The organism is Deinococcus metalli (assembly GCF_014201805.1).
In the GTDB taxonomy this organism is placed as follows: Bacteria; Deinococcota; Deinococci; order Deinococcales; family Deinococcaceae; genus Deinococcus; species Deinococcus metalli.
Window position 1 is genome coordinate 192316 of the sequence record NZ_JACHFK010000005.1, and the last position, 16557, is coordinate 208872.

At 70.5% G+C, this 16557-nt stretch carries 17 protein-coding genes; 11 read left to right on the plus strand and 6 right to left on the minus strand.

Annotation, left to right across the window (positions count from 1 at the left end; genetic code table 11):
* Positions 1 to 8: 8 nt before the first annotated feature.
* From HNQ07_RS11625 to HNQ07_RS11650, 6 genes are all read right to left on the minus strand, one after another.
* Positions 9 to 785, minus strand: a complete 777-nt coding sequence (locus HNQ07_RS11625) for an IclR family transcriptional regulator (protein ID WP_184111929.1) — start codon at positions 783 to 785, stop codon at positions 9 to 11.
* Between the two features lies 1 nt (position 786).
* Entirely contained in the window at positions 787 to 2367 is a 1581-nt protein-coding gene (aceB, locus tag HNQ07_RS11630; protein WP_184111930.1) for a malate synthase A, read from the minus strand.
* A 120-nt stretch (positions 2368 to 2487) separates the two neighbouring features.
* Entirely contained in the window at positions 2488 to 3687 is a 1200-nt protein-coding gene (locus HNQ07_RS11635; protein WP_184111931.1) for a VanW family protein, read from the minus strand.
* Between the two features lie 84 nt (positions 3688 to 3771).
* A complete protein-coding gene (locus tag HNQ07_RS11640; protein WP_184111932.1) occupies positions 3772 to 4251 on the minus strand; it encodes a fasciclin domain-containing protein in 480 nt (159 codons plus the stop codon).
* Positions 4252 to 4608: 357 nt separating this feature from the next.
* Positions 4609 to 5853, minus strand: coding sequence for a glycerate kinase type-2 family protein (locus HNQ07_RS11645; RefSeq protein WP_229831957.1), 1245 nt, complete (start codon positions 5851 to 5853; stop codon positions 4609 to 4611).
* 63 nt (positions 5854 to 5916) lie between these two features.
* Positions 5917 to 6699, minus strand: coding sequence for a hypothetical protein (locus tag HNQ07_RS11650; RefSeq protein ID WP_184111933.1), 783 nt, complete (start codon positions 6697 to 6699; stop codon positions 5917 to 5919).
* Positions 6700 to 6845: 146 nt separating this feature from the next.
* Between HNQ07_RS11650 and uraD the strand changes: the two genes are divergently transcribed.
* From uraD to HNQ07_RS11705, 11 genes are all read left to right on the plus strand, one after another.
* On the plus strand, positions 6846 to 7379 hold the full coding sequence (gene uraD / locus HNQ07_RS11655) for a 2-oxo-4-hydroxy-4-carboxy-5-ureidoimidazoline decarboxylase (RefSeq protein ID WP_184111935.1): 534 nt from the start codon (positions 6846 to 6848) through the stop codon (positions 7377 to 7379).
* Positions 7376 to 8239: a factor-independent urate hydroxylase gene (gene pucL, locus HNQ07_RS11660; protein WP_184111937.1), complete on the plus strand. Its 864-nt coding sequence runs from the start codon at positions 7376 to 7378 to the stop codon at positions 8237 to 8239. The genes uraD and pucL overlap by 4 nt, the downstream gene beginning before the upstream one ends.
* A complete protein-coding gene (gene uraH, locus HNQ07_RS11665) occupies positions 8236 to 8598 on the plus strand; it encodes a hydroxyisourate hydrolase (protein ID WP_184111945.1) in 363 nt (120 codons plus the stop codon). Before pucL ends, uraH begins: the two co-directional genes overlap by 4 nt.
* Before the next feature lie 17 nt (positions 8599 to 8615).
* Positions 8616 to 10001 (plus strand): ethanolamine ammonia-lyase subunit EutB, encoded by a 1386-nt coding sequence (locus HNQ07_RS11670; RefSeq protein WP_184111946.1) that lies wholly within the window; start codon positions 8616 to 8618, stop codon positions 9999 to 10001.
* Entirely contained in the window at positions 9998 to 10786 is a 789-nt protein-coding gene (gene eutC, locus HNQ07_RS11675) for an ethanolamine ammonia-lyase subunit EutC (RefSeq protein ID WP_184111947.1), read from the plus strand. Before HNQ07_RS11670 ends, eutC begins: the two co-directional genes overlap by 4 nt.
* Before the next feature lie 74 nt (positions 10787 to 10860).
* A complete protein-coding gene (gabT, locus tag HNQ07_RS11680; RefSeq protein ID WP_184111948.1) occupies positions 10861 to 12159 on the plus strand; it encodes a 4-aminobutyrate--2-oxoglutarate transaminase in 1299 nt (432 codons plus the stop codon).
* A 96-nt stretch (positions 12160 to 12255) separates the two neighbouring features.
* Complete coding sequence (locus tag HNQ07_RS11685) at positions 12256 to 13704, plus strand: NAD-dependent succinate-semialdehyde dehydrogenase (RefSeq protein WP_184111949.1); 1449 nt, start codon at positions 12256 to 12258, stop codon at positions 13702 to 13704.
* A 282-nt stretch (positions 13705 to 13986) separates the two neighbouring features.
* Complete coding sequence (gene rpmH, locus HNQ07_RS11690; RefSeq protein ID WP_103312348.1) at positions 13987 to 14130, plus strand: 50S ribosomal protein L34; 144 nt, start codon at positions 13987 to 13989, stop codon at positions 14128 to 14130.
* Between the two features lie 73 nt (positions 14131 to 14203).
* Complete coding sequence (rnpA, locus tag HNQ07_RS11695; RefSeq protein ID WP_184111950.1) at positions 14204 to 14641, plus strand: ribonuclease P protein component; 438 nt, start codon at positions 14204 to 14206, stop codon at positions 14639 to 14641.
* The gene (gene yidD / locus HNQ07_RS11700) at positions 14638 to 14898 is read left to right on the plus strand and encodes a membrane protein insertion efficiency factor YidD (protein ID WP_184111951.1); all 261 of its coding nucleotides are present in this window, start codon (positions 14638 to 14640) and stop codon (positions 14896 to 14898) included. The genes rnpA and yidD overlap by 4 nt, the downstream gene beginning before the upstream one ends.
* Positions 14895 to 16517, plus strand: coding sequence for a membrane protein insertase YidC (locus HNQ07_RS11705; RefSeq protein WP_184111953.1), 1623 nt, complete (start codon positions 14895 to 14897; stop codon positions 16515 to 16517). Before yidD ends, HNQ07_RS11705 begins: the two co-directional genes overlap by 4 nt.
* Positions 16518 to 16557: the final 40 nt, after the last annotated feature.

A 16557-nucleotide genomic window follows, 5' to 3' on the forward strand; every position in this document is an offset into this window, starting at 1 on the left:
CCGAACGCCTATGGCGTCCACCCCAGCGCCCGCGAGATCTCGCCCGTGGCCGCCGTGATGCGCGCGACGAAGCGCGGCACCTCGCTCTCCGTCAGGCGGGACGTGGGCGCCGACACGCTCAGCGCGGCGACCACGCTTCTATCCGCGCCCCGGATCGGCGCGGCCACGCAGCGCACGCCGAGTTCGCGCTCCTGGTCGTCGAGCGCATGGCCCTGGGCACGTACGCGGGCCAGTTCATCGCGGTACGCGGGCCACGTAGTCAGCGAGTGCGGCGTGAACGCCGGGTACGGCCCTTTGCCCAGCAGGACGGCCACGTCCGCGTCGTCCCGCCACGCCATCAGCACCTTGCCGACGCCGCTGGCGTGCAGGGGCGCGGCAGCCCCGAGCTGCGTGAACATCCGCACCAGCTGCCTGCCCTCGACCTGCGCGACATACGCGGCCTCCGGACCGCGCAGCGCGGCGAGGTTCACGCTCTCGTTCAGGTCGTCCACCACCGCGCGCATGACCGGCCGGGCGGCAGCCAGCAGGGCGTCGTGCGCGTCGTAGGCCTGCCCGACCTGCGCGGCGCGCGGTCCCACGCGGTATGTGCCATCGACGTCCTCCGCGAAGCCCTGGCGGCACAGCGTGTCCAGCAGCCGCGAGACCGTGCTCGCACTGAGGTTCACGTCCCGCGCGAGCTGCGTCAACGTGGCGGCGCGTCGCCCGGCCAGCGCGGCCAGCACCGCCAGCCCGCGTTCCAGCGTCCGGACCCCGCTGCCCTCCCCGCCGGCGGCCTGGGCACCCATGTCAGGCGAGTTGCGCGTAGCCGGGCACGGTCAGGAAGTCCATCAGCGGGCGCTCGGTGGCCGTGCGGCGGAACAGGGCGGCGGCCTCCGCGAACTGCGGCCCGAGCTTCGCCACCTCCTCGGCGTACAGCGCGTCAAACAGCTCCGGCGTGAGCGGCCGGCCGTCCTCCAGCGTCACGCCGTGGTTCAGCCACTGCCACAGCTGCGCGCGGCTGATCTCGGCGGTGGCGGCGTCTTCCATCAGGTTATGGATCGGCACCGCGCCGGAGCCGCGCAGCCACGCGGCGAGGTACTGGATGCCCACGTTCACGTTCGTCCGCACGCCCGCCTCGGTGACCGTGCCCTCCGGCGGGGTCAGCAGGTCGGCGGCGGTGATGTGGAGGTCTTTCTGCTTGCTGCTGCTGATCTGGTTCGGCGTGGGCATCACGAGGTCGAAAACGGAGGTGGCGAGTTCCACCATGCCGGGGTGGGCGACCCATGTGCCGTCGTGGCCGTTGGTGGCCTCGCGCTCCTTGTCCACGCGCACCTGCTCGAAGGCCGCCGCGTTCTTGGCCTCGTCGCCCTTGACCGGAATGAACGCGCTCATGCCGCCGATGGCCGGCGCGCCGCGCTTGTGGCACGTCTGGATCGCCAGCTTCGAGTAGTTCTGCATCATCGGCACGGCCATGGTGACCTTCGCCCGGTCCGGCAGGATGGCCGCCGGGTCCTCGCGGAACTTCTTGATGTAGCTGAAGATGTAGTCCCAGCGCCCGCAGTTCAGGCCCGCCGAGTGCTCGCGCAGCTCGTACAGGATCTCGTCCATCTCGAAGGCCGCCAGGATCGTCTCGATCAGCACGGTGCCCTTGATGCTGCCGTGCTCGATTCCCAGCCGCTGCTCCGCCAGCGTGAACACGTCGTTCCACAGCCGCGCTTCCAGGTGCGATTCCATCTTCGGCAGGTAGAAATACGGCCCGCTGCCGCGCGCGAGGAGCTCCTTCGCGTTGTGCCACGCGTACAGCCCGAAGTCGAAGAACGCGCCGTACACGGTCTGGCCGTCCACCTGCACGTGTTTTTCCGGCAGGTGCCACCCGCGTGGCCGCACCAGCAGCACGGCGGTCTGGTCGTTCAGCTGGTACGTCTTGCCGTTCGTCTCCAGGCGGATGGTCCGCCGGACCGCGTCCCGCAGGTTGATCTGGCCCTCCACGCAGTTCTCCCACGACGGGCTGTTGGCGTCCTCGAAGTCGGCCATGAACACGCGTGCGCCGCTGTTCAGCGCATTGATGATCATCTTGCGGTCGACCGGCCCGGTGATCTCCACCCGGCGGTCTTGCAGGTCGGCCGGCAGCGGGCTGATCGTCCACTCGCCCTCGCGGATGGCCCGCGTGTCCGGCAGGAAATCCGGCTTCTCGCCGGCGTCCAGGCGCCGCTGCCGCGCGTCGCGGGCGCTCAGCAACTCGGCGCGGCGCCCCTCGAAGCTGCGGTGCAGCTCGGCCACGAAGGCCAGCGCGTCCGGCGTCAGGATCTCGTCGTAGCCGGGCTTCAACGGGCCGGTGATGGTCATGCCGTCGGGGAGGCTCAGGTCGGCGGGGGGCAGCGTGGTCATGCGGGCTCCTGGGAACGAGAGGGGCGGCAGCTTTTCATCCAGTGAAACTGGCTTCCACTGTATGGGATGCTGCCCGATCTCCGCAATGTCCGCCCGCCGGTGACACGCGGCTGGCCTGCCTCAGCGCAGGCGGTCGTCCCCCGGCGCCACGGCGAACACGCCGCCCCACGCGCGGTAGCGGGTCTCGATACGGTCGATACGCTGGCGGCCATTCGGGAAGGTGACCGTGCGCGTCACGCTGGCACGCAGGCCCGCCGCCGGCATGTCGATCCGCCGCGCCTCGCCCGCAAGCAGGGCGCGGTCGGCCACGAAACTCGGGTCGGGCGCCGGACGCCGCTCCGTGACGACCGGGGCTGCGATCTGCACGCGCCGGCCGTCTGGCCGACCGAAGAGGGTGACGGTCAGGGTCTGCGCCGTGACATCCCACGCTGCCTGCACCAGGACCGGCGCGCCCGTGTCGTTCCGCCAGCGCAGGTCCTTGGCCGGCGCGTACACGGCGGCGTCCAGACCCGGATCGCCGTAGTACCCCACCTGGTACGAATGCCCGTGCCGTTCGGTGATCGGCAGGCCGGCGCGCAGGGCCGCCCGGAAGACCGTGGTGCTCACCTGGCACAGCCCCCCGCCGTCCTCGGTGCTCAGCGTGTTCCCGGTGACCACGTACCCCGGCCGGAAGCCCGTGGCCGCGCGGATCGGGCCGATCACAGCGTTGAAGCTGAAGGACGCGCCCGGCGCCACCCACACGCCGTGCACCCGCGCCGCGCCCACGCGGATGTTGTGGACCCGGAACGCGGGGCTGCCCGTGAACGTCGAGTCGCCGCTCGCCAGCACGTCCAGCCGCTGCGCCGCCGCCCAGCGCACGGACCGCGCAGGCGCCCGCAGAGTCACCGCGAGTGGGCTGTCCTGCTCTCCACGGCGCACCGCCCGCAGCAGGGCCGCGTCGCTGGCGGCCCGGTTCACGGCCCAGCCCGTCCGCGCCTCGCCCACCCACTGGTTGCCCACACGCGTGAACCGCACGTCGCGTGGCGTGCGCGCCGCGACCTGTGCGTACAGCCGGTCCACGGCCGGGCGCACGCCCGCCAGCGAGCCGGACCGCCGCACCGCCTCCACCTGCGCGGCGCTCAGGGTCAGGGGCAGTTCCCGGTGCAGCACGGGCCGCTGCATCTGCCCTCCGACGAGCCAGGGTTCGGGCACCGTCCAGCGCAGGGCGACCGTTCGGGCCGGGCTCTCCGGTAAGGTCGGGACCGCGGCCGCGCCCGGGCCGAGCAGCAGGGCCGCGCCGAGCAGCAGAGCGGCGTGGATGGATAGAGGAGGTCTCAGCATGTCAGGGGTCCTGTGGGCGTGAAAACAAACCGGAGAAGGGCGGCGTACCGCCCCTCCCCGCGTTGATGGCTCGGGCGCGGCCGCTCAGGGCATCATCACCGTGTCGATCACGTGGATGATGCCGTTGCTGGCCCGGACGTCCGCCTTCGTGACGGTCGCGTCGTTGATCATGACGCTGTTGCCCATGGTCGAGACCCGCACGCTGGCGCCGTTGACCGTCTTGCCGGACGACATGCCCATGACCTGCGCGGCCGTGACGCGGCCCGCCACGACGTGGTACAGCAGCACGGCCTTGAGCTTCGCGGGGTCGTTGAGCAGGGCGTCCAGATCGGCCTTCGGGATCTTGGCGAAGGCGGCGTTGGTCGGTGCGAACACCGTGAACGGCCCGGGGCTGCTCAGCGTCTCCACCAGGCCGGCGGCCTTCACGGCGGCCAGCAGCGTGCTGAAGTTCGGATCGCTGGACACGATCCCGGCGATGGTGTTGCCGGCGGGCATGGCGCTCCCACCACCAGCGAAAGCGGTACTCCCGAGGAGCAGCGTGGCCGACAGGACGATATACTTCATGGCAAACCTCCGAAAGACATAGAGAGACGACGCAGATCGCTGCTGGAGCCTGGTCTGCTGCTGTGCACACCCGAACATCATCGGAAGTGTTGAAGAACCAAGAGATCCCCCGGTCCGACGACACTTCTTATTGACGCCGTCAGCGTACTCAGGGCAGTCTACGAACTGCGTAGGTCGCGGTACAATTTGTGGGTAAATTAGAGCATCATTGAACTGTAGCTGCCGTTACCTAGTGCGGAGCGCCCGGTGGGACAACTGTCATGGACCTGTCGTGTGGTGCATCTGCGCTTGAGCAAAGGTTGATCGGGAAGGACCTGCGCTCGGTCTCTGGACAGATCACGGATCGCCAGTGGAGATTCAGCCAGCCGCTCTGTCTCCGCCGTCCAGGCCTACAGCGATCAGCCGGACGTCGTTCAGGTTGTGCTCGGTCGGACCGGTCACGAACAGGTCACCCAGCGCGGCGAAGAACGACGCCGAATCGTTGCGTGCCAGGCAGCTGGCGATGTTCAGACCGGCCGCCTGCGCCCGCCTCGCCGAGTCCGGCGTGAGAAACGCCCCCGCCCCGCCGCTGCTCCCGTCCACGCCGTCCGACCCGGCTGAGAGGGCGCTCACGCCCAGCCCATGCAGATCGCGCAGCAGCCACAGCGCGAATTCCGTGTTGCGGCCGCCCACTCCGTCCCCGCGCACGTGCACGGTCGCCTCACCCCCGGAGATCAGCACCACCGGTTCGCCGGTCGCCGCGGCCGCCCGGACAGCCGCCACGTGTGCCGCCGCCACGTCGCGCACGTCGCCCTCGAAGGTGTCGCCCAGGATCACGACCCGCACCCCCCGGCCCTCCAGCACGCGCCGCGCGGCTTCGAGCAGCGAGCGGCCCCCGCCGATCACCGCCGTGGACACGTTCGGCAGCGCCCTGGGCGTGTCCGGAACCTCGCCCCGAACGCCGGCCTGCAGGTGGGCACGGGCCTCCGGGGCGTCCAGCCCATAGCGGTCCAGCACCGCCAGCGCGTCCGCGAAGGTCGTCGGATCGGGCACCGTCGGGCCGCTTGCGATGACGGCCGGGTCGTCCCCCACCACGTCCGACAGCAGCAGCGCCCGCACCCGCGCCCGTGTGGCCGCTGCCAGCCGGCCGCCCTTCACGCGGGACAGATGCTTGCGCACCGTGTTCAGGTCGCGGATGTCTGCCCCCGCCCGCAGCAACGCCCGCGTGAGGGCCTGCTTCTGCGCCAGCGTCACGCCGTCCGGCGCGCACAGCAGCGCGCTCCCGCCGCCCGACACGAGCACCAGGGCCTCCTGACCCTCACGCAGCGCGCCCAGCCGCTCCAGCGCCCGCTCTGCCGCCCGCACGCTCGACCCATCCGGCACTGGGTGGCTCGCGGCCAGCACCTCCGCGCCCGGCACGGCTGCCGGCATCGGCGGCACCACCAGGGCCGGCACGCCCGGAAACGCGTCCAGTGCCGCCCGCGCCATCGGCACCGCCGCCTTGCCGAAGGCCAGCACGAACTCCGGCCGCGGTCCACTCAGGTGAGGAGCGAGGAGCACTCCGGGCCGCACCGCGTCCAGAGCGGCGTGGTAGGTCTCGGCCAGCAGGGCGCGCACGTCCACCCGGTCACTGTACGGCGGAGGCGACCGGACACACGTGGTGCCGGTCGCCCCGAGCAGGTGGGATCAGCGGTTGTGGTACTGGGGCAGGTTCTTCCAGGGGGAGAGCAGGTTGGGGTACTTGATACTGGCGCTTCCTACGCTGCTGACGGAGTACTGCCAGTTCACATGCGAGGTGGGTTGGGTGGACACGGTATAGGTCGTAGAGACGCCCGGATTGGTCTCGGTGATGAGCAAGTTCCAGCCGCGTTTGAGCTCAAATGAGGTATTGATTTTGCCCAAGCCGAGGCAGTTGCCGGAGTACTCCACCGTCGCATCTATGTTCGAGAACCACCACGCTCGATAGTTCAGGTCCGCCTTGCTCGGATCAATCTCCGATACGATGTTTTTGCCAGTATCGGTGGTCAAAAAGTTGATGGGATACACCTTGAGCCCAGACGGCGCGGTGGTCTGGCTGTTCTCGCATGAGCCGAACACGGCGGGGACTGTGAACAGCAGGCTGGCGTCCGGCGCGCTCGTCATGGTTCCTACTTTGGGAAGCGCCAGGTCAAATTGCCCCTGGTCGCTGACCAGGGCGACCAGCAGGTTGCCGCTGGCATCGACGAGACTTCCGCCGTTGGCCTGGTCGGCCGGTGTGCCGTTCCCTTCGTGCACGCTGCTGGCGTCCCCGGCCGTAAACGGGGTGATCTTGCCCATGATCAGGCCGCTGACCTCGGACGGCGTGGGGTCCGGCTGAGGGGTGGGCTTCGGCGTGAGGGGCTGAGGCGCCGTGCTCCCGCACGCGGCCAGCAGGACGGTCAGACCGGTCAGGAGGCTCAGGGTCAGCGGCCGGGTCGGAAGCAGGGGCATACTTCCCACGCTGACGAACGGCGGGGGCCGGGGGGTGGGGTTTGCCTTCAGTGGGCTGGCGTGCTCCTCTCACATTCTGATCAGGTGGGCTGGGCGCACGTGGGCCGGCGGTGCGGCAGAATGCGGGCACCTGCTGGAGGTGGAGTGTGAGCGCGAGGTCCCCCCGGACGCTGTCCGACATCAATGCCCTGAGCCCCGAGGCGTTCGAGGCGCATTTCGCGGGCGTGCTGGAGCACTCGCCGCAGTACGCGCGTGCGGCGGCCCGTGCCCGGCCCTTCGCGGACGCCGAAGCAGTCGCGCGGGCCTTCGCGGAGGCGTTCGGGGCGGCTCCGGCGGACGCGCAGCTCGCCCTGATCCGCGCGCACCCGGACCTGGCGGGCAAGGCGGCGCTGGCGGGCGACCTGACGCCGGAGAGTGCCGGTGAGCAGGCCTCGGCGGGCCTGGACCGCCTGAGTGCCGAGGAGTACGCGGAGTTCCACGCCCTGAACGCGGCGTACCACGCGCGGTTTGGCCTGCCCTATGTGGTGTGCGTGCGGGAGAATACCAAGGCCAGCATCTTCGAGGGCGCGCGGCGGCGGCTGGCGAACACGCCCGAGCAGGAGCGCGCGGCGGCCCTGTTCGAAATCGGGCGGATCGCGCGGCTGCGGGTGCTGGACCTGATCCAGGGGGAGGGCGCATGACGAAGGTGAACGTCAGACTCGGCGAGAACAACTACGGGAAGGCGGACGTGCAGCTGTTCAAGGTGTACCGGGACACGCCGCGCCACCGCGTGCGGGACGTGCGCGTGCGCGTGGCCATGACCGGCAACTTCGAGGCAGCGCACGCCGACGGCGACAACACCGACCTGCTCGCCACGGACACCGTGCGCAACACCATCTACGCCCTGGCGAAGGAGGGCTTCGCGGGCAGCGTGGAGGACTTCGGCAAGGAACTGCTGGCGCATTTCGTGCAGGCCGGCCCCAGGGTCACGGGCGGCTTCGCGGAATTCACGGAGCACCTGTGGGAGCGCCTGCCGGGCGAGGGCGAGGCGGGCCACGACCACGGCTTCGCCCGGCAGCTCCCCAAGCACACCGTGCGCGTCGAGACGGACGATGGGCAGACCTTCCGCGTCACCAGCGGTATCGACGAGCTGTACGTGCTGAAGACCACGCAGAGCGGGTGGGCCGGGTACCTGCTGGACGAGCGCTTCACCACCCTGCCGGAGTCCTTCGACCGCATCATGGCGACGGTCGTGACCGCAAAGTGGGAGTACGCGGTGGACACCTGCGATTACGACGCCGTGTGGCAGCGCGCCATGGCGCAGATCCAGCAGACGTTTACCGACCACTACTCGCCCAGCCTCCAGCACACCCTGTACCGACTGGGCGAGGCGGTGCTGGGCACGTGCCCGGAACTCTCGCGGGTGTGGTTCCACCTGCCCAATAAACATCATCTGCGCTACAACCTCGAGCGCTTCGGCCTGGACAACGACAATGAGATCTTCCACGTGGACCCCGAGCCCTACGGGCTGATGGAAGCCTGGATCGAGCGCGCCGAATGAGTGCGGCGGGCGCAGGCCTGAGCACGCACGTCCTCGACACGGCGCGGGGCCGGCCGGCGCCGGGCGTGCGGATCGAACTGCACGAGGTCACGGGCGGCGAGCGCCGGCCGGTCACCGAGGCCACCACCAACGCCGATGGCCGCACGGACGCGCCGCTGATCGGGCGCGGCCACCTGCGCCCCGGCACCTTCGAGCTGACCTTCCACGTGGGCGCGTACTACGCGGACTTCCCCACGGTGTCCACGCCGCCCTTTCTGGACGTGGTCACGCTGCGCTTCACGGTCGCGGACGCCGGCGCGCACTACCACGTGCCGCTGGTGATGACGCCCTGGTCGTATTCCACGTACCGGGGCAGCTGAAGCGCCCAGAGGCTGGCATGTACCACGTCACGCTGGGCCACACGCACCACTCGTTTGCGGACCTCCGGACGCTGCTGGGGCGGGCCAGCCCCCAGAAGTCCGGCGGCGAACTCGCGGGGCTGGCGGCCACGTCGGCCACCGAGCGCGAGGCGGCCCGCGCGGTGCTGGCCGACCTGCCGCTGCGGGTCTTTCTCGACGAGCCGGTGGTTCCCTACGAGGCCGACGAGGTCACGCGGCTGATTGTGGATACGCACGACGCGGCGGCCTTTACGCCCGTCTCCGGCCTCAGTGTGGGCGAGTTCCGCGACTGGCTGCTGGGCGACGACGCGACTCCGGCCGCGCTGGCCGCCCTGGCGCCGGGTCTCACGCCCGAGATGGTCGCGGCGGTGGCGAAGCTGATGCGGGCGCAGGACCTCGTGCTCGCCGCGTCCAAGGTGGAGGTCGTCACGCGCTTCCGCAACACCCTCGGCACGCGCGGCACCTTCAGCACACGCCTGCAACCCAACCACCCCACCGACGACCCGCGCGCCGTGCTGGCGGGCATCCTGGACGGCCTGAGCTACGGGGCCGGGGACGCGGTGATCGGTATCAATCCCGCGCTGGACTCGGTGGACAGCGCCGCCTTGCTCCTGACCATGCTGGACGACTTCCGGCAGCGCGCGGGCGTGCCCACCCAGACCTGCGTCCTGACGCACGTGACGAACACGCTGGAGGCCATCCGGCGCGGCGCGCCCGTCGATCTGGTGTTCCAGAGCGTGGCGGGCACCCAGGCGGCGAACGCGGGCTTCGGCATCGACCTCGCGCTGCTGGCCGAGGCACACGCGGCGGCTGCGGGCCTCGAGCGTGGCACGGTGGGCGACCACGTCATGTACTTCGAGACGGGGCAGGGCAGCGCGCTGTCGGCCGGCGCACACCACGGGGTGGATCAGGGCACGCTGGAGGCCCGCGCATACGCGGTCGCGCGGCGCTTCCGGCCCCTGCTGGTGAACACCGTGGTGGGCTTCATCGGCCCGGAGTACCTCGCGGACGGGAAACAGATCATCCGGGCGGGTCTGGAGGACCACTTCTGCGGCAAGCTGCTGGGTCTGCCGATGGGCTGCGACATCTGCTACACCAACCACGCCGAGGCCGATGGGGACGACATGGACGTGCTGCTGACCCTGCTGGGCGCGGCGGGCGTGACCTTCATCATGGGCGTGCCCGGCGCGGACGACATCATGCTCAATTACCAGTCCACGTCCTTCCACGACGCGTGGTACGTGCGCCGGCTGTTCGGCCGCCCGCCCGCGCCGGAGTTCGCCGCGTGGCTGGAGGGTGTGGGCCTGACGCGCGGCGGCGTGCTGGCCCGCCCGGACGACCGGCGCATGCACGCCTTGATGGCTGGGCTGGAGGAGCGGCCGTGAGTGGGCGGGACGCCGATCCGTGGGCGCTCCTGCGCGCCTTCACGGACGCGCGGGTGGGACAGGGCTGCGCGGGCACGTCGCTGCCCACGCGTGAGCTGCTGGCCTTCACGCAGGCGCACGCCGCCGCGCGGGACGCCGTGCATGCTGATGCCGACTTCACCGGCCTGCGCGCGGCGCTGGACGGACTGGGCGAGCCCGTGCTGGAGGTTCGCAGCCGCGCCCCCGACCGCGCCACATACGTGCGCCGCCCCGATCTCGGGCGGGCCCTGCACCCGGCGTCGGCCGCAGAACTGGACGCGTGGCACGCCGCGCATCCCGAACCGCTGGACGTTGCCGTGGTCGTCGCGGATGGGCTCTCGGCACGGGCGCTGGCGCAGGTGCCGGGCGTGCTGGGCGCGCTGCTGCCGGAGCTGCGCCGCGAGGGCTTCCGGCTCGCCCCGGTCGTGTTCGCCGCGCAGGCACGCGTGGCCCTGGGCGACGGTGTGGCCCTCGCGCTGGGCGCACGGCTGGTGCTGGTGCTGATCGGCGAACGTCCTGGCCTGAGCAGCCCGGACAGCCTGGGCGCGTATGTCACCCACGCGCCGCAGCCCGTCACACCCGACTCGGCGCGCAACTGCGTGTCGAACATCCGTCCCGCCGGTCTGGACGGCCGCACGGCCGCGTGGCGCCTGCACTGGCTGATCCTAAACGCCCTGAGACGGGCGCTGAGCGGCGTCCCCCTCAAGGACGACAGCGGTGAGGTGCCCCGGCACTTCGCGCCGCACGCGCTGCCGCGGGGGGGATAAGTGTCGTCCGGAGTGTGCTATTCACAGCTCCAGACCCCACGTTCCCGTTCCGCCGGCCCAGGGAGGCACCCACCATGACCGTCACCACCCGCACCGAAGACCTCCTGGCCCTGAGGCGCACCGAAATTCCGCGCGGCGTCAGCCTCGCCCACCCCATCGTGGCCGCCCACGCCGAGGGCGTGCGCATGTGGGACATCGAGGGCCGCGAGTACCATGACTGGATCGGCGGTATCGGCGTGCTGAACGTCGGGCACAGCCACCCGGCGGTGGTCGCGGCCGTGCAGGAGCAGCTCGCGGCGTTCACCCACACGGCCTTCCAGGTCACGCTGTACGAGCCGTATCTGCGCCTCGCCCAGCGCCTGAACGCCCGCTTTCCCGGCAGCGCACCGGCCAAGACGCTGTTTCTCACGACCGGCGCGGAGGCCACCGAGAACGCCGTCAAGATCGCGCGCGCGTACACCAACCGCCCGGCCGTGATCTCGTTCACGCATTCCTTCCACGGCCGCACCCTGCTGGGCATGACCATGACCGGTAAGAAGGCGTACTACGCGCAGAATTTCGGCCCGTTTGCGCCGGACGTGTATCACGCTCCCTTCCCGTACGAGTACCGGGGCACCAGCGTCCCGGCCGCGCTGGAGGGTCTGCACGAACTGCTGCGGACCACCGTCGATCCGTCCCGCGTCGCCGCAATCATTCTCGAACCCGTGCTGGGTGAAGGCGGCTTCCTGCCGGCGCCGCCCGAGTTCCTGCGGGCGCTGCGTCAGCTGTGCGACGAGCACGGCATCGTGTTCATCGCGGACGAGATCCAGAGCGGCGTGGGCCGCACCGGGCAGTTCTGGGCCATCGAGGCGAGCGGCGTGCAGCCGGACCTGCTGACCTTCGCCAAGAGCATCGGCGGCGGCCTGCCCATCAGCGGAGTGACCGGCCGCGCCGACGTGATGGACGCCCCGGCGGTGGGCGGCCTGGGCGGCACCTACGCCGGCAATCCGCTGGCGTGCGCCGCCGGTCTGGCCGTGCTGGACCTGTTCGAGGACGGGACGCTGCTCGCGCACGCCCGGCACGTGGGCGAGCGCCTGCACGCGGCCTTCACCGCCCTCCAGGCCGAGGTTCCCGGCATCGGGGACGTGCGTGGCCAGGGTCCCATGATCGCCATGGAATTCGTGAAGGACCGGGGGGGCCGCGAGCCCGATCCCGAGCTGGCCACCCGCGTGGTCGAGGAAGCCCGCGCGCGCGGCCTGCTGCTGCTCAAGGCCGGCATGTACGCCAGCGTCATCCGGGTGCTCGTGCCCCTGACTGTCAGCGACGACGAGCTAGATGAAGGGCTGGAACGCTTCGCGGCGGCGGTCAGGGCGGCCCAAAGCCCGCTCAGCTGACCATCGGCCGGCAGGGCGCCTTTCATACTGAGACCCAGGCCCGGCTATCCAGTCGGTGCGCGGCGGCGCCGACGTGACCGCCGGAAGCGAGGACCCATGACCACACTGCTGAACGACCCCGTGACCCGCACCCGGGCGTACTTTGACGGCGAGTGGCGCGCCGCGCCGCAGACCTTCGACGTCATCCATCCCGGCAACGGCCAGAGCATCGGCGCGGCCCCGGACTGCACGCCCGCCGACGCCCGCCGCGCCATCGACGCCGCCGAGGTGGCCCTGCGGGAGTGGCGCCGCGTCAACCCATACCAGCGCGGCCAGATCCTGCGGAAGTGGCACGACCTCATGATTGCCCGCAAGGAGGAGCTTGCCCGGCTGATGACGCTGGAGATGGGCAAACCCATCGCCGAGACGCGCGGCGAGGTGCACTACGCGGCCAGTTTTATCGAGTGGTGCTCCGAGGAGGCCAGCCGCATCGGCGGCGAGCGTGTGCCGTCGCGCTTCGACCACAAGCGCGGCTTCACGGCCAGCGAGCCGGTCGGCATCGTGTACGCCGTGACGCCGTGGAACTTCCCGGCCGGGATGGTCACCCGCAAGGCCGCGCCCGCCCTGGCCGCCGGCTGCGTGATGATCCTCAAGCCGGCCGAGCAGAGCCCCATGACCGCGCTGTACCTCGCGGAACTGTGGCTGGAGGCGGGCGGCCCGCCGAACACCCTGCAGGTGCTGCCCACCAGCGACGCGCCGGCCTTCACCGCGCCCTTCATGGACGATCCGCGTGTGCGCAAGCTGACCTTCACCGGCTCGACCGCCGTGGGGCGCCTGCTGTACACGCAGGCGGCGAAGACGCTCAAGCGGGTGTCGCTGGAACTCGGCGGCCATGCGCCCTTCCTGGTCTTCGCGGACGCCGACCTGGAGCGGGCGGCGCGCGAGGTGGTCGGCAGCAAGTTCCGCAACGCCGGCCAGACCTGTATCAGCACCAACCGCGTGTACGTGCAGCGCGAGGTCGCGGCAGAGTTCACGGCGATCCTGTCGAGGCTCACGGGTGACCTCGTGCTGGGCGATCCGCTGCAGGACGGCACGAACGTCGGCCCGGTCGTCGAGCAGGGGGGGCTGGACAAGGTGCGCGCGCAGGTCGAGGACGCCCTGGAGCGGGGCGCGACCGCCACGGTCGGCGGCCACGTCGAGCGCGGCCTGTACTTCCAGCCCACCGTGCTCACCGGCGTGCACCCGGACTCCGTGATCCTGCGCGAGGAGACCTTCGGGCCGGTCGCGCCGGTCGTGGCGTTCGAGACCGAGGAGGACGGGCTGGCGCTGGCGAACGCGTCCGAGTACGGGCTGGCCGCCTACGCCTACACCCGCGACCTGGGCCGCGCCTTCCGCGTGGCTGAGGCGCTGGAGTACGGCATCGTCGGCATCAACGACGGCGTGCCCAGCGCCAGCGCGCCGCAGATGCCGTTTGGCGGCATGAAGAACAGCGGCGTCGGCCGCGAGGGCGGCCACTGGGGCCTCGACGAATACCTGGAGACGAAGTACATCTCGCTGGGAATCTGAGGGAATGCTGGAGAGGCACCTTCTTGTAGGCGTTGCCGTGGGTGGTCTCAGAGAGTGTCCAGACGCTCAAGGGGCAGAAGGACGCCCTTCTCCTGCTGATGTGGTCCACCGCCTGTACGGCAGTCTGACCTGACGGACGCGGTCCCCCTTGGCCCCTTTGCCACCGCCGTGATACACTCCCGGAGTTTGCCCCGACACCGGGGTGGAGTGGCGCGTGAAGTCGGCAGGTCTGGGCACGGGAAACGGGCACTGGCCGCCACGCCGCGAGCAAGGAGATCCAAGATGAAGCGTACCTACCAGCCCAACGTCCGCAAGCGGGCCAAGACCCACGGTTTCCGCGCCCGCATGAAGACCAAGTCCGGCCGGAACATCCTCGCGCGCCGCCGCGCGAAGGGCCGTCACAAGCTCACCGTCAGCGACGAGTAAGCTCCACTTTCAGGAGCCGTCCATTTCCACGTCCTCCACGTCCAGCGCCACGCAGGCACGGCCCCGCCGTCCGGTGGCGCTGGACTCGCTTCGTGGCGACCGGGAATTCCGCAAGGTGCGCGCGCACGGCGTGGCGGTGCGTGATCCGCTGTTCACCCTGCGCATCACCGAGTACCGCCCGCGTCATGGCGAGACGTGGCGCCCGCGCGCGATCATCGGGATCGTGATCAGCAAGAAGACCCTGAAGCGGGCGGTGGACCGCAACCGTGCCCGGCGCCGCGTGCGCGAGGCGCTGCGGACCCTGCCGGGCGGGCTGCCGCCGTGCCGCGCGATCCTGCTGCCGAACCCGGCGGTGCTCACGGCCGATTTTGCGCAGGTGCAGGGCGCCCTGGGCCGCGCGCTGGCCCGCGCGCCGGGCCGCGTGAAGGCCAGGGGCGGGAACTCCGGGTCAGTTCGGCCCGTACCGGACCCTGTGACCCCTGATTCTTCCCCCGCCGGCGGCACGCCGTGAGCGCCGCCTCGCGCGGCCTGGTGCGGGTCGTCCGCTATTACCAGCGCGAACTGTCGTCCCGCAAGCCTGCGCCCACCTGCCGCTTCACGCCCACGTGCTCGGAGTACGCCGCGCAGGCCCTCGAGAAGCACGGCGCGCTGGCCGGCGGGTGGCTCGCCACGTGGCGCGTCCTGCGCTGCAATCCCCTCGTGCCCGGCGGCTTCGATCCCGTTCCTGAGCGGTTCCCCGCCGCCTCCACTCCAAAGAGAACGCCATGAACACACGACTCCTGCTTCCCCTGACGGCCCTGGCCGGCGCGCTGCTCCTCACGGGCTGCGGACAGACCGGCCCCCTCCCCACCTTCGGCAAGGCGATCACGCCCGAGTGGATCACCGCCGATTTCGACGGCCAGCCCGGCGACGAGTACATTGCCACCAGCAACCTGCAGGACGTGGTGTTCAACGCGCGCGGCGAGGTGATCGGCTGGTACGTGAAACCCACCGCCGGCACGCCGTACATCAAGAAGACCAACGGCGCGTGGGACTTTAGCAGCGTCAAGGGACAGGCGGCCATGCCGAACATGGTCGGCGTGCCGGTCGCCAAGGGCACGGCCCCGACCTTCCCCGCCGACCGCCGCGCCCTGGCGCTGACCGGCGGCGCGCTCGACCCCGCCCAGCCGGCCGAGACGAGCGCGCCGCAGCTCAGGACGGATCTGGCCGCCAACCGCCAGGACGCCGTGTTCCGCTACACCCAGGGCGGCGTGAGCGTCACCAAGACCATCACGCTGCACCCCCGCAACTTCAAGATTGACGTCAAGACCGACGTGAGTGGCGGTCCCGCACAGGTGCAGATGCGCTTCCCCGGCCTGGGCCGCGCCGACAACCCGCGCGTGCAGGCCTACGCGGTGGGCGCCGCCTCGGCCATCGCGGTGCAGGGCGCCGGCACGCAGGACGTCAAGAACGTGCAGTACGCCGCGCTCCAGGAAAATCCCAGCCAGGTCGCGCACGCGGTGATCGTGCGTCCTCAGGCGGGCACCACGCTGGACGCCACCCTGACCGGCGGTCCGCAGGGCCTGATCAGCGCGACCCTGCCCGCCAGCAGCTCGCTGGAAGTGTACGGCGGCAAGAACGAGCTGATCCACCTGTACCAGAGCGGCTACACCGCGCTGCCGGGCGTGTTCAAACCCAACCCCTTCGGCCAGATCAGCCTGATCATCGTCAAGCTGATGGAAACGCTGTACAAGTTCATCGGCAACTGGGGCCTGGTGCTGGTCGTGCTGACCATCCTGCTGCGCGCCATCATGTGGCCGCTGATGCAGACGCAGGGCCGCACCACCGCCCGCATGCAGGTCATGCAGCCGAAGATCAAGGAAATTCAGGAGAAGTACAAGGAGCGCAAGGACGCCGACTCGCAGCGCGCCATGCAGGCCGAGATGGCGCAGCTGTACCGCGACTACAACTTCAACCCGGCGGGGTGCCTGTCCACCTTCATTCCCTTCCCGGTGCTGATCGCGCTGTGGTCCACCATCCGCAACTTCGAGTTCGACTCGGGCTTCCTGTGGCTGCCGGACCTGGCGGTGCCCGATCCCTTCTACATCCTGGCCGTGATCTACCTGATCGTGAACGTCGGGCAGCTGTACGTCATGACGCGCAAGAACCCGGACATGTTCCGGCAGCAGGCCATGATCTACATCGTGTTCCTGTACTTCGCGCTGACCTTCCCGGCGGGCGTGACCATCTACATCATCCTGTCCACCCTGATCGGCATCGGGCAGCAGATCCTGATCAACAAGCAGGTCGAGCGCGAGACCGCGACCATCGGCCAGAAGGTCGAGAAGGCGCCGTCGCGGCAGGTCGCGCGCGCCAACGCCAAGACCATCGACGCGCCCAAGAAGTAAGACCGCTGTTCCCCGGAGGCCCGGCACCGACCGTGGCCTC